We start from the raw sequence: 12,369 nt of genomic DNA, 5'->3' as shown, positions 1-12,369 counted from the left end.
ATTGTCAATGTACGACAACATGAAGGGCTCGACCCATCCGCTGGCGGTCCCCGAGATCGCCGTCGTGGCCGTGCCTTCCGACGAGCGTGTCTGGGTGCCCCAGGCCGAAGGCGTCTGGTTCCGCCCCCTTATGCTCAACACCCGCCAGGGTCAGTGGTGCAACCTCCTGCGCGTCCGCCGCGCCGGCATCCTCTCGCGCCACCTCCATCCCTCGCCCGTCCACGGCTACGTCATCAAGGGCCGCTGGCACTATCTCGAACACGACTGGGTGGCCGAGACGGGCTCCTACGTCTTCGAGCCGCCCGGCGAGATCCACACCCTCACCGTCCCCGAGGACTGCGAGGAGATGATCACCTTCTTCAACATCTCCGGCTGCATGATCTACCTCGACGAGAACAACCGCCAGGTCGGCCTCGAAGACGTCTTCACCAAGATCGACATGTGCCGACGACATTATGTGAACGTGGGACTGGGCGCCGATTATGTGGACCAGTTCGTGCGGTGATTGTGGCGTCCCCTCACCCGCCCTTCGGGCACCCTCTCCCCGAGGGGGCGAGGGGATTTGTCGCTCGATCGTGCCTCAACGCCCTCGCCCCGTCGGGGAGAGGGTGGCCGACAGGCCGGGTGAGGGGCAGCCCCAGACTCAAACGCTAACGAGGACACCATGACTACCGGCACCTGGGCACTGGACTATTTCGACGGCAAGACCGTTCTCGTTTCCGGCGGCACGTCCGGGATTGGGCTGGCCATAGCCGGCGCTTTCGCCGATGCGGGCGCGAAGGTCTTCGCCACTGGCGTCGGTAAGTCCGAACTCGCGGCCGCCCAGGCCGAAAAACCCTTCATCGACTTCGCCGAACTCGACGTGCGCGAAGACCTCGCCATCGACGAATTCGTCAACAAGCTCGAAAGCCTCGACGTGCTCGTCAACTGCGCCGGCATCATCCGGCGCGGCGACGAGCACGATCCGGACGTCTTCGCCGAGGTGGTCGACGTCAACCTCACCGGCACGATGCGCCTCTGCACGGCCTGCCGCCCGCTCCTGGCGCGACGGGGCGGCGCCATCCTCAACACGGCCTCGGTGCTGTCCTTCCTCGGCGGCAGTCTCGTGCCCGGCTATTCCGCCTCCAAGGGCGGCATAGCCCAGCTCACCCGCTCGCTCGCCATCGCCTATGCGCCCGAAGAAATCCGCGTCAACGCCATCGCGCCCGGCTGGATCGAGACCCCGCTCACCAATGCCCTGCGCGAGGACCATGCCCGCAACAGCGCCATTCTCGGGCGCACGCCGATGGGCCGCTGGGGCCGGCCCGACGACCTGACCGGCGCCGCGCTCTTCCTCTGCTCCCCGCTCGCCGGCTTCATCACCGGCGCCATCCTGCCCGTGGACGGCGGCTATCTTTCGGTGTGAGGGCGCTCGCGCGGCATCGGCGGCACGATATCGGGCGGCGTTTCCTGCCCCGCTTCCGTGCGCGGCGCGCAGAAATAGAGTGCCTGCCGGATCGTCAGCAGCGAGGCCTTTAGCGGCAGCCGCGAGCTGTTGCCCCGCGCGCCCTCGACCGGCTCGATGTAACCGGTCGCGCCCTGCTCGATCGCCTCGATGATCCCGGCGACGTCACCCTCGATCCGCGCCCCATAGGGCGAGGCATCGGGCACCGCGATCGTCGGAAAGGTCTGCCGGTCGAACGTCAGTTCCCAGCGCCCTGCCGGGCCGCCCGCGCGGCTGGTGTGCAGATGCAGCGCCACCGAAAAGTCATCGGCGCACCGGACGACAAGGCAGGTATAGCTCACGCTCGTCGTATCGAGCGTACAGCCCATGGCCGCGCGGTCTCCTTCTCCGGCCAGCGGCGAAAAATGCCAGCCCGGCTCCTCGCCCGCGGCGGCAGCAGTACTCATCAGCACCAGTACCACCCAGGCGAGAAGCCGGCTCGGCATCTTACTTGCCTGCGTCGTTGAGGAGCTTTACGTCCTCGGCCGCCAGCGTCAGCCGCGCCCCGCGCACGAGGCTCTGCAGCTGCGTCGTCGAGGTTGCCGACGCCAGCGGCGCCGCGACGCCCGGCTGCGCCGCCACCCAGGCCAGCGCGATCTCGGCCAGGGCCGCTCCGGTGCGCCCGGACACATCGTCCATCGCCGCCAGCACCTTCAGGCCCTTGTCGTTGAAATAGCGCTGCACCGAACCCGAGCGCGCCCCGACCAGGTCTTCGGGCTTGCGGTACTTTCCGGAGAGGAACCCCGCCGCCAGCCCGTAATAGGTGATGGCCGAAAGCCCGTTCTTGATCAGCAGGTTCTGCACTTCGCCCTCGTACTTGTCGCGGGTGACGAGGTTGTATTCGTTCTGCAGTGTCTCGTAGCGCGGCAGGCCCAGCTCGTCGGCGAGCTTGAGCGCTTCGGTGAGCAGAGCCTTGTCGTAGTTGGAGGCGCCGATATAGCGAACCTTGCCCGCCTTGATGAGCTTGTCATAGGCGGAAAGCGTTTCTTCCTGGGTGACCGTCGGGTCGGGCCAATGGCTCTGGTAGAGGTCGATATAGTCGGTTTGCAGGCGCTTGAGCGAGTTCTCGACCGCCTCGGCGATCCACTTGGCCGAAAGGTCGCGCTTGCCCTGGCCCATGTCCGAGCCGACCTTGGTGAAGATCAGCACCTTGTCGCGGTTCCCGCGCGCCTTGAGCCAGCGACCGATGATCCTTTCCGATTCACTGTCATTGCCCGGCACCCAGCGCGAATAGGCATCGGCGGTGTCGATGGCGGTAAACCCCTCACCCACGAAGGCATCCAGGATATCGAACGAAGTCTTCTCGTCCGCCGTCCACCCGAACACATTGGTGCCCAGCACCAGGGGATCGATGAACAGCTCAGAGCGGCCGAGGCGGCGCTTGGTCATGTAAGTCTCCGAATAGTCGTGTGGTTGAGGGGAGTTGGAGAGACGGTCAGGCTAAGCCGGTCAGGGGCGCCTTGCCAAGCAGGGGAGTGGAAAATCCATCGCTAAAATACGATGGAGATTGGAATTGGGGGGGAGCCGAGCGGTCGCTGTGCACCGCTCCGACACTCCGGCGAAAGCGGGGGCCTATTGGAGGTCCCACACGCGCGCAACCCATCGCTGAACCCCGGCCTCCGCCGGGGAAGAGCCTTGATGGAATCCCGCAATATGCAAGTGAGTTTCAGCTTTTCTTGGCGTTCGGCCCGAGGTTGGCCCAATCCGGCCGGTCAAACAGCACTTCCATTCGGTCGGCAATGCGAGACAACTGACCTAGTTCGATATACAGCCCTCCGGAGATCTTCAGATCGACGGGCGAGTCTAGAAGCCAGGCTGACGCGACTGACACCGTCATTCCTCGCGCGCCAGACGGAATTCCCTGAGGTGTCTCTCCAAACGCGCTCGCCCTCCCAGCCACGCCAATCATCTGCCAGCGCCCTGAAAAACTCGTGAGGCCGGCCACCGGGAGGAATGCAATAGAGTTCATCCCAGATATTCGCTGTGCCGGAAATAGTGCCGTTGAGGTAGGTCACCCCGACAACGGTCGTGTCATCCTCCAAGGTCGGCGAACCGAATATGAGCTTGCCGCTCCCAACGCCAATGAGCAGCTGTTGCTGCTGCGGCACGAGATTGCCGAGTTCGGCAGCGATCGCATCGAGCTGCCCTGCATCAAGGACGATGCCACCGCGTAACTCGCGGTCAAATTCACCGAAATCGGGCCGCAACGACACGGCCATCAATACGCGCCCCCTGCCGTCGTGTTTGGCCTTCAGCGTCAGGTGGTGGTCGATATCCTCCCACTCCAGCACACCAGCCCACCCTCGCCAATTGCGAGCCAGCTCTTCGAAGAACGGGGCCAATGTAGGCCGCACTTCCCGTCCCTCCCAGATGTTCGTAGATCCACTGAAGTCGCCATCGTCGAGACGCACGAGTAAGCAGGTGAACTCGGTGTTTGTCTCCACCTGCTCAAACCGCAGCTTACCGCCCTCGCTGCCAAGTACGACTTCCATTGCCCCCTCCAATGTTGCCTGCGAGCTTTACGCCGCCCGCTCGACATCCTCCACAAGCCTATCCTCGATCACCCGCCCCATGCACCTGAAATCTTTGGCCAATTCCAGCGCAAAATCGCGCAGCATCGGCCGCTCCAGCACGGCTTTCGAGCGCACCACCAGCGCCGTGTCGCGGTAGAGTTCCCCGAACTCGGGCGGCGAAATCTCCTTGAGTTTTCCCGCCGCGATCCCCTCGCGCACCGAGGAGTCCAGAAAATACCCCACGCCCTCGCCGCGCTCGACCAGCCGCAGCGCCGGCTCGACCGGGAGTTCCACGCTTGATCGCGCCCGGCGGCACAGTGCCGAGGCCTGGTCCGGTTCCACCTGCCACCAGAACAGCGAAATCACCTGCGGCACGATGGCCAGCACGTCCTCGATGCCCGGCCTGGGCCCGAGCCTTTCGGCCACCTCGGCCGACACCACCAGTGGCGCCCGCTCGCGCATCACCACCAGCGGCTCAAGATCGAGACACAGCGGGTCGATATTGGGCCAGCAGACGATGCCCAGCTCCACCTCGCGCTCGTGCAGCATGGCGATGATCTGGGTGTGGCGCCCCTCGGTCACCACCACGTCGATGCCAGGGTAGACCTCCTGGAAGCGCAGCAGCGGCTCGGTGATCAGCGGGGCGACCATGGTGCGCAGCGAACCCAGCGTCACCCGCCCGCGCTCGACCCGCCGCAACGCCTCGCGCCCCTCCTGCGCCGTACCCAGGATCCTGCGCGCATAGGGCAGGAACGTCATGCCCTGGTCGGTCAGCGTCACCTGCCGACCCCGATGGAAGAGCGTGGTGCCCAGAAGGTCCTCGAGCGCGCGCATGCGCATGGAGACCGTGGCCTGGGTGACGTTGAGCGCGGCCGCCGCCCTGGTGAAACTGAGGTCGCGCGCGATGCGGTCGAAGGTTTTGAGCTGATCAAGGTCCATGGATAAACCAGACTTATGCGAGGCGCCGCCAACCGGCGCATGGCGCACTTTAGCATCGCATATCTTGATGCAAAATCCGCGCGCGCCGCAAGGCGGGCGTGACCGGCGCGCATGGAGCGCAATTCCGCGCTTAACGGGCCATAAACCATCTTTGCGCGGCCCTTTCTTTCCTGCTATCAGCGCGCACATGACCGTGCCGCTCAAGAACATCCGCAATTTCTCCATCGTCGCCCATATCGACCATGGCAAATCGACCCTCGCCGACCGCCTGATCCAGATGACGGGCGGGCTGGAAGCGCGTGAAATGAAGGAGCAGGTGCTCGATTCGATGGATATCGAGCGCGAGCGCGGCATCACCATCAAGGCGCAGACCGTGCGCCTCAAGTACCGGGCCCAGGATGGCGAGGACTATATCCTCAACCTCATCGACACGCCCGGCCACGTCGACTTCGCCTATGAAGTGTCGCGCTCCATGGCCGCCGTCGAGGGTTCGCTCCTCGTCGTGGACGCCTCCCAAGGCGTCGAGGCGCAGACGCTGGCCAATGTCTACCACGCGCTCGACGCCAACCACGAGATCGTGCCGGTCCTCAACAAGGTCGACCTGCCCGCCGCCGACATCCCGCGCGTAAAACAGCAGATCGAGGACGTCATCGGCATCGATGCCTCGGACGCGCTCGAGATCTCGGCCAAGACGGGCCTGGGCATCGACACCGTGCTCGAAGCCATCGTCACCCGCCTGCCGGCGCCCAAGGGCGAGGTCAGCGCGCCGCTCAAGGCGCTGCTGGTCGATTCCTGGTACGACGCCTATCTCGGTGTCGTGGTCCTCATCCGCGTCATCGACGGCACCATCAAGAAGGGCCAGAAGATCCGCATGATGGCCTCGGGCGCGGTCTACGAGCTCGACAAGGTCGGCGTGTTCACGCCCAAGCTCATCGAAGTGCCCGAGCTCGGGCCCGGCGAGATCGGCATGTTCACCGCCTCGATCAAGGAAGTGGCCGATACCAATGTCGGCGACACCATCACCGACGACAAGAAGCCCACCGCCGAGCCGCTGCCCGGCTTCCGCCCGGCCCAGCCGGTGGTGTTCTGCGGCCTCTTCCCCGTGGACGCCTCGGACTTTGACGAGCTGCGCGCCGCCATGGGCAAGCTCCGGCTCAACGACGCCAGCTTCTCGTTCGAAATGGAAACCTCGGCAGCCCTCGGCTTCGGCTTCCGCTGCGGTTTCCTGGGCCTCTTGCACCTCGAGATCATCCAGGAGCGCCTGAGCCGCGAGTTCGACCTCGATCTCATCGCCACCGCGCCTTCGGTGGTCTACGAGGTCGAGATGAACAGCGGCGAGATGATCCACCTGCACAATCCGGCCGATCTGCCGGACGTGATGAAGATCAAGGAAATCCGCGAGCCCTGGATCAAGGCGACGATCCTGACGCCCGACGAATATCTGGGCGCGATCCTCAAACTCTGCCAGGACCGGCGCGGCGTGCAGCGCAACCTCTCCTATGTGGGCAATCGCGCCATGGTCGAGTACGACCTGCCGCTCAACGAGGTGGTGTTCGATTTCTACGATCGGCTCAAGTCGATCTCGAAGGGCTATGCGAGCTTTGACTACAACCTCGCCGACTACCGCGAGGGTGACCTGGTAAAACTCTCGATCCTCGTCAACGCCGAGCCGGTGGATGCCCTCTCGATGCTGGTGCACCGCTCGGCCGCCGAGTCGCGCGGACGGCAGATGTGCGAAAAGCTCAAGGAGCTGATCCCGCCGCACCTCTTCGTCATCCCGATCCAGGCGGCCATCGGCGGCAAGATCATCGCGCGCGAAACCGTGCGCGCCATGCGCAAGGACGTGACCGCCAAGTGCTACGGCGGCGACGCCACGCGCAAGCGCAAGCTGCTCGAAAAGCAGAAGGCCGGCAAGAAGCGCATGCGCCAGTTCGGCAGCGTGGAAATCCCCCAGGAAGCGTTTATCAAGGCGCTCAAGATGGGGGATGAGTGAGGGCTTTAGGCCCTCCGCCCGCCGGGCCTAGCGCTTCGGCACATACCGCATCGCCACCGCGCCCGAGCCGTATTCCAGCCGATCCACGAGCTTGAGATCGAGGGGTTTTGACATCCCCGCGAACAGCGCCGGCCCGTGCCCCATGATCCTGGGGTGGACGACGAACTCGTACTCGTCGATCAGTCCCAGCTCCGCCAGCGCCATCGGCAGCATGACGCCCCCGACAAAGAGGCCCGTTCTCGACTTCTGCTTGAGCTCCCGAACAGTCTCCTCAAGCCTGCCCGCGGGCACGAGCTCGGCATTCCAGTCCACTTCGGTCAGGGTGCTCGACACCACATACTTCCTGGCCGCATCGATGGTTTGGGCGAACGGCATCATCCAGTCGACCATCCAGTCCGGCCGCCCGCCCGAAAGCCGCCAGGCCGATTCCATCATCCCGTAAGTGATCCGCCCGAACAGCAGCCCATCCGCCCGCGCAATCGTCGCGGCCGCGCGACGATGCAACTCTTCGTCCGGCTCAATGGTCCGATGATCGCAGCAGCCGTCGAGCGTGAGATTTATGGAGTAACGGAGCGGGGCCATCGGGGGAAGATGGCATGGGCGGGGGTGGAAGGGAAGGTGCAGCGGCGGTGGCCGTGGCGCGTTTCGCAGACAGACCTTGCTTTACGCAAAAATTTCTGATCAAAATCGGCTCTCTCGCAATCTGCGAAGGATTCGCTACATGACCGTGCATATCAGGCGCCGGCTCACTCCGGCGCTTACCAAGAACCTTCTCCTTGGAATAGAAGACCGACTGCATGCTGGCGCCTTGAAGGCGTTTGAAGTCGTCAGGGATCATTGCGGCCTTAAGGACAAGCGGCGGGCTCGCGGCGGCGAAGGGCAGCTACGCTTCCGCATGCTTGAAGAAGCGTTTGAGGATGCCTGCTTGGAGCAGGGTTGGACCCTGCTGGAAGGGGGAATTATCCCACGGACCGACCTTAAGGTCTTTCAGCCGTTCTTGCGGCGTGAGATTGATGGTCAAGGCATCATTCTTGGTTTGGCCGCCATGCCCGAACCTGGAACCCTGCCCTCAAAGAACAAATCTCGATCTGCGGCAGTGAACTTGAACTATTATCTCACGCCGAGGCTGGACTTAGACGATCATGGGCCGAAAATCGGCGACCTTTTCGCCCTCCTGCTCTTCTCTAGGGATCGCGCTCGCGGAGGTCGGATCGAGGAAATTGCTGTTGGCGTGATTGATGCCGAGTACGACAGCTACCTGTTTTATGAGCCTCTCGACAAATTCCTAAAGGCCGGTAAAGACGAAACGCCGGAGGCCCACGGCTTGCCGCCGAGCAACGCCGCGGAGAGCGGGGTGAAGCTTAGGGATCGAGTAATTCCGTTTGTCCCCCCAGAGGCCGCCGGCCCTGACGAAGACACGGGAACTAAATAACACCCCTCCCCGGGGTAGGTAGGTACACAATGCGCGTCGGAACCTTTGGCTTTGTGCCGGCTCGGCTTCAAGAAGCCCGGGCCGCGCGTCGTATCAAGACACAGAAGCAATTAGCTGAGCTTCTGCAGGTAGCGTCAAGTAGCGTTAGCAGGTGGGAGAAGGGAGAGATTGCACCCGACGCCGATGCCCTTTCTGCACTTGCCCACGTTTTGGGGGTCAGGCGAGAGTATTTCTTGCGCCCAGCCTTCGAATCCGATCGGCCTATGTTTCATCGGCAGTTGACGTCTACATCGGTACAGGACCTTCGCTATCAAAGCGCTCAGATGAATTGGTTGCAGGAGATTAGCTCGACTCTCCAGCACTACGTGGATTTCCCAGAGGTCGACATTCCCGATGTACTTGGCGGCGCATCATGGCGCCAACTAAGAGAAGATGACATTGAGAGCATCGCCTTGGAGCTTCGACGTTATTGGGGAGTCGGCGAAGGGCCCTGCGGCGATATCGTACCGCTGCTTGAACGAATTGGAATTATCGTCGGCACGATAGAGATGGGGACGTCACGACTTGACGGCCTTTGCAGTTGGTCCTCATCAGAAGTACGTCCACACATCTTGCTAGCTACAGACAAGATGTCTTTTCCGCGCCGCCAGATGGACGGCGCCCATGAGCTTGCTCATGCTGTGCTGCATAAGAATGTCTCGGCAGAGGATTTCGAAGAAAATCTAAAAGAGATTGAAGATCAGGCGTTTCGCCTCGCGAGCGCGTTCTTGATGCCATCCACAACCTACCCATATGAAGTAAACTCTCTATCGCTTTCTTCATTTCTTTATCTAAAAGAGCGATGGAGGGTGTCTATTAAAGCCCAAATTCGCCGCCTAACTGATCTGGAAATGATACCAAAAGATCACGCAACCAATCTTTATAAACTTTATTCAGCAAAAGGCTGGAATCGAGGAGAACCTCTCGATCAGGAATGGGCGATAACTCCTCCAAGGGCGTTGAAAGATGCACTGAATCTAATTGTGTCCTCGGGCGTGAGAACAAAAAAAGACCTGCTATCCCTCGAATTCACCATGTCTGCTGCCGATATAGAGAACCTTTCTTCGCTGCCATCAGGTTGGTTTCTTCAAAGGGAAGGTGAGATAGTTCAACTAAGAACCTCGGACTCACGGTCGCCCTCGCGCCTGGGTAGTACTGGTGAGGTCCTGCAGTTTCCGAGGAGATAGGCAATCTATGAGCAAGCGCCGTCGGATAAGAATGGCTATCGCGGAGTTCCCCCATGCCCACCATCACTGCCACCGCCGCCAGGAACAAGTTCGGACAGCTCCTCAATGAGGCCCAGCAGGAGCCCGTGCATATTCAAAGGCACGGGCGCGATGTCGCCGTGGTGGTCTCCGTCGCCGAGTACGAGCGACTTCGACAGTTGATCGACCGCCCCAATGTGAGCCGGCGCGTCGAGGAACTCCTCAAGGGCACTGTTGCAAAACGCGGTGCGGTCTACAGAGCGTTGGCCAGATAACACGCCCCTACCTCCCCCTCCGCTCTTCCCGGGCCGCAGAGCCGGGGCCCATCGCTTCGCTCCCATGAGTGGCGCCATCCCGGACCCCGGGTCTTCGCCGGGGAGGAGCGATGGGAGTCGCAACCTCGCCGCACCTTATCCCCTCCCCGCCACCACGCCCCAAACTCTCCACCACCACACCAAGGAGAGCCCCATGTCCGTTTCCCGCCGCCTGCCCCGTGTCACCTACGCTCTCGCCGAGCGCCACGAAGCCCTCTGGCTTCGTCTCAAAACCCTCCTCGACCAGGTGGCGGCCACGGCTCATCGCCATCCCGCAAAACCCGCCAGCGAAATCACCCGCGCCCAGGCCGAGGCCATCCTTGCCGAGGCCCGCGTGTTCCTGCCGCGCGCGACGCGTGAAAAACTGCCGGAGGCGGCGCCCGATTGGGGTGGGCTCCTGACCCAGCTCGGGCAGGCGCTGGCGCATCTGGAGGCCTATGAGGCGCAAAATACCGGCTGGGATCCGGCCATCGGTGCGCGGATGTGGCGCGCCGTCCGTGAGACGTTTCCGGTGCGCCGGCTGGCGCCCAGGATTGCGGTCACCTATCCGCACGTCGCCGCGCAGCAGAGCGCCGGGGGTCCAACGGCGGAAGTCACGGAGGGACTGGTCAAGCTGATACAGTCGCTTGCCTTTACCGATCGGGAGAAGCGCTTCAGGGAGAGCCAGCGCGCGGCGCGGATGGAGCGGCTCAACGCCCAAAAGGCCGCCGAAGCGGACGCCGATGGCGACGGGGAGAGCCAGGAGCCGCGGACTTATCCCCGCATTCACGGGCTCGACTAGACTGGTGCCATTGCTTGCGCACGGGGCGGACTGCAGAGCGACCAGCGGCGCAAGGAACAGCCGGGCGTGCGGGGGCGTCGCTTCTCCTGCATGGGTCCATGGGACGCTGCTCGAATCCGGGGCTCGACGATCAAGCCGGCCGGAACGGGGCATTCGATCGCCAGGTCCTCAAAACCCCGGCGCCCCGAGGCGGCGATCGTCTCATCTATTCTAAAACCATCGAGGCGAATGTCGCCTCGGGGCCCGCTCCACCTGCCGATCCACCGCCCCGCTCCGCGCCGGGCGGGGTTCGGTGCTGCGCGAAAGCGGGGGAATTTCGATGGGCGGCGGACTGACCGCCGGGCGGCATTGGAGTAGGGTCGCGGACGAACACCCAGACGTCCCGGACCACGCCATGACCGACCAGAACCCGCCCCAGGCCGCCGCGCTGAGCGAAAGCACGGGGCTGCCCAAGCCGAAGCTGACCATCACCTATTGCACCCAGTGCAGCTGGCTGTTGCGCTCGGCCTGGATGGCCCAGGAGGTGCTTTCCACCTTCGCGCTCGAAATGGGCGAGGTGTCGCTGATCCCGGGGACCGGCGGCATCTTCGAGATTCGCCTCGATGGCGAGCTCGTCTGGGAACGCAAGCGCGATGGCGGCTTCCCCGACGTGAAGGCACTCAAGCAGATCGTGCGCGACCGCATCGATCCGAGCCGGGACCTCGGCCATATCGACCGGGTCGGCCGGTAGCGGCCCTCAGGCCGCCCGCTTGCGGCGCTGTCCGGCGACCACCGCCAGCGCCACTCCGCCCAGGATCGCGACGCTGGCGATGAGGAGGCGCGGCGTCAGCGCCTCGCCCAGCAGCACGACGCCGCCGAGCGCGGCGATGGCGGGCACGGTGAGCTGAACGATGGCGGCCCGGCTGCGCGCCAGGTGCGGCAGGGCCGCATACCAGAGGGCGTAGCCCAGGCCCGAAGCCAGGGCGCCCGAGGCCACCGCATAGGCAATTCCGGCCGGCTCGGGGACGGCCGCGAGGCATCCGGCGACCAATAGCACCAGCGCCAGAGGCAGGGTGCGCACGAAATTGCCGGCGGTGTCGGCCAGCGGATCGGCGGAACCGCGCCCCAGCAGCGAATAGATGGCCCAGCAGATGCCCGCCAAAACCATCAGCAGGCTGCCGAGGGGGTCTGGCGCCACGAGGCCGGGGGAGACGAGGTAAACCAGCGCCCCGAAGGCAATGGCGATCCCCAGCCATTCAATCCCCCCGGGCAGATCCCCGCGCATAATACCCCAGCCGAGCATCGTCAGCTGCACTGTGGCGAAGAGGATGAGGGCGCCGTTGCCCGCGCCCAGGAGCAGGTAGGCGAGGGAGAAGGCGATGGCGTAGCCGAAGAGCGCGCCGGCGCCGCTCCAGTTGCCCGCGATGGTGGGGCGGGCGCCCCGGCGTCGCTCGCGCAGGGCGTGAAGGGCCAGCAGGGTCAGGGCGCCGGCGGCCAGGCGGATGCCGGTATAGCCGAGGGCGTCGATCGAGCGTGCCCCCAGCGCCAGGCGGGCCAGGACGGAGTTGGCGGCGAAGGCGATCATGGCCAGCGCAGTCCACAGACCCACACGCGACATCTTATCCTCCCACGGGCAACCCCCGGCGATCATAGCCGGGGGTCGGGTCGATCCAAAGGAGAACCGGAGCGGG

At 63.9% G+C, this 12,369-nt stretch carries 14 protein-coding genes; 8 read left to right on the top strand and 6 right to left on the bottom strand.

From position 1 onward, the window contains the following. Positions 1–7 precede the first annotated feature (7 nt). A complete protein-coding gene (locus FNA67_RS02610) occupies positions 8–505 on the top strand; it encodes a 2,4'-dihydroxyacetophenone dioxygenase family protein (RefSeq protein WP_170267186.1) in 498 nt (165 codons plus the stop codon). Positions 506–664: 159 nt separating this feature from the next. Beyond that, positions 665–1,405: an SDR family NAD(P)-dependent oxidoreductase gene (locus tag FNA67_RS02605; protein ID WP_049707596.1), complete on the top strand. Its 741-nt coding sequence runs from the start codon at positions 665–667 to the stop codon at positions 1,403–1,405. Here the strand turns inward: FNA67_RS02605 and FNA67_RS02600 are convergent. The 4 genes from FNA67_RS02600 to FNA67_RS02585 form a co-directional block, all read right to left on the bottom strand. Further along, on the bottom strand, positions 1,390–1,929 hold the full coding sequence (locus FNA67_RS02600) for a hypothetical protein (protein WP_049707595.1): 540 nt from the start codon (positions 1,927–1,929) through the stop codon (positions 1,390–1,392). The two genes, FNA67_RS02605 and FNA67_RS02600, sit on opposite strands and share 16 nt — an antisense overlap. 1 nt (position 1,930) lies before the next feature. Continuing rightward, the gene (locus FNA67_RS02595; protein WP_147654955.1) at positions 1,931–2,872 is read right to left on the bottom strand and encodes an aldo/keto reductase; all 942 of its coding nucleotides are present in this window, start codon (positions 2,870–2,872) and stop codon (positions 1,931–1,933) included. A gap of 323 nt (positions 2,873–3,195) precedes the next feature. Next, a complete protein-coding gene (locus FNA67_RS02590; protein ID WP_147654954.1) occupies positions 3,196–3,975 on the bottom strand; it encodes a DUF6228 family protein in 780 nt (259 codons plus the stop codon). A 27-nt stretch (positions 3,976–4,002) separates the two neighbouring features. Next, a complete protein-coding gene (locus FNA67_RS02585) occupies positions 4,003–4,935 on the bottom strand; it encodes a LysR family transcriptional regulator (protein ID WP_147654953.1) in 933 nt (310 codons plus the stop codon). A 187-nt stretch (positions 4,936–5,122) separates the two neighbouring features. Here FNA67_RS02585 and lepA point away from each other — a divergent pair, with 187 nt between their 5' ends. Next, the gene (gene lepA, locus FNA67_RS02580; protein WP_147654952.1) at positions 5,123–6,928 is read left to right on the top strand and encodes a translation elongation factor 4; all 1,806 of its coding nucleotides are present in this window, start codon (positions 5,123–5,125) and stop codon (positions 6,926–6,928) included. A gap of 27 nt (positions 6,929–6,955) precedes the next feature. Here lepA and FNA67_RS02575 read toward each other — a convergent pair whose 3' ends face one another. Beyond that, positions 6,956–7,510: a dihydrofolate reductase family protein gene (locus tag FNA67_RS02575; RefSeq protein ID WP_147654951.1), complete on the bottom strand. Its 555-nt coding sequence runs from the start codon at positions 7,508–7,510 to the stop codon at positions 6,956–6,958. Positions 7,511–7,649: 139 nt separating this feature from the next. Between FNA67_RS02575 and FNA67_RS02570 the strand changes: the two genes are divergently transcribed. The 5 genes from FNA67_RS02570 to FNA67_RS02550 all read left to right on the top strand — a co-directional run bounded on the left by FNA67_RS02570 (position 7,650) and on the right by FNA67_RS02550 (position 11,429). After that, the gene (locus FNA67_RS02570; RefSeq protein WP_147654950.1) at positions 7,650–8,360 is read left to right on the top strand and encodes a hypothetical protein; all 711 of its coding nucleotides are present in this window, start codon (positions 7,650–7,652) and stop codon (positions 8,358–8,360) included. A gap of 29 nt (positions 8,361–8,389) precedes the next feature. Beyond that, positions 8,390–9,586 (top strand): helix-turn-helix domain-containing protein, encoded by a 1,197-nt coding sequence (locus tag FNA67_RS02565; protein WP_147654949.1) that lies wholly within the window; start codon positions 8,390–8,392, stop codon positions 9,584–9,586. A 53-nt stretch (positions 9,587–9,639) separates the two neighbouring features. Beyond that, positions 9,640–9,879 carry a type II toxin-antitoxin system Phd/YefM family antitoxin gene (locus tag FNA67_RS02560; RefSeq protein WP_147654948.1) on the top strand — a complete coding sequence of 80 codons (240 nt, stop codon included), beginning with the start codon at positions 9,640–9,642 and terminating at the stop codon, positions 9,877–9,879. Positions 9,880–10,072: 193 nt separating this feature from the next. Continuing rightward, the gene (locus tag FNA67_RS02555) at positions 10,073–10,699 is read left to right on the top strand and encodes a hypothetical protein (RefSeq protein ID WP_147654947.1); all 627 of its coding nucleotides are present in this window, start codon (positions 10,073–10,075) and stop codon (positions 10,697–10,699) included. A 394-nt stretch (positions 10,700–11,093) separates the two neighbouring features. Continuing rightward, positions 11,094–11,429: an Rdx family protein gene (locus tag FNA67_RS02550; protein ID WP_147654946.1), complete on the top strand. Its 336-nt coding sequence runs from the start codon at positions 11,094–11,096 to the stop codon at positions 11,427–11,429. A 6-nt stretch (positions 11,430–11,435) separates the two neighbouring features. On the opposite strand, the gene FNA67_RS02545 is transcribed toward FNA67_RS02550, so the two are convergent. Then, positions 11,436–12,296: a DMT family transporter gene (locus FNA67_RS02545; protein WP_147654945.1), complete on the bottom strand. Its 861-nt coding sequence runs from the start codon at positions 12,294–12,296 to the stop codon at positions 11,436–11,438. Positions 12,297–12,369 lie beyond the last annotated feature (73 nt).

Origin of the sequence: Youhaiella tibetensis (assembly GCF_008000755.1) — a bacterium.
Classification (GTDB): domain Bacteria; phylum Pseudomonadota; class Alphaproteobacteria; order Rhizobiales; family Devosiaceae; genus Paradevosia; species Paradevosia tibetensis.
The sequence above is the reverse complement of the archived record's forward strand: the minus strand, read 5'-3'. Positions and strand labels throughout refer to the sequence as shown.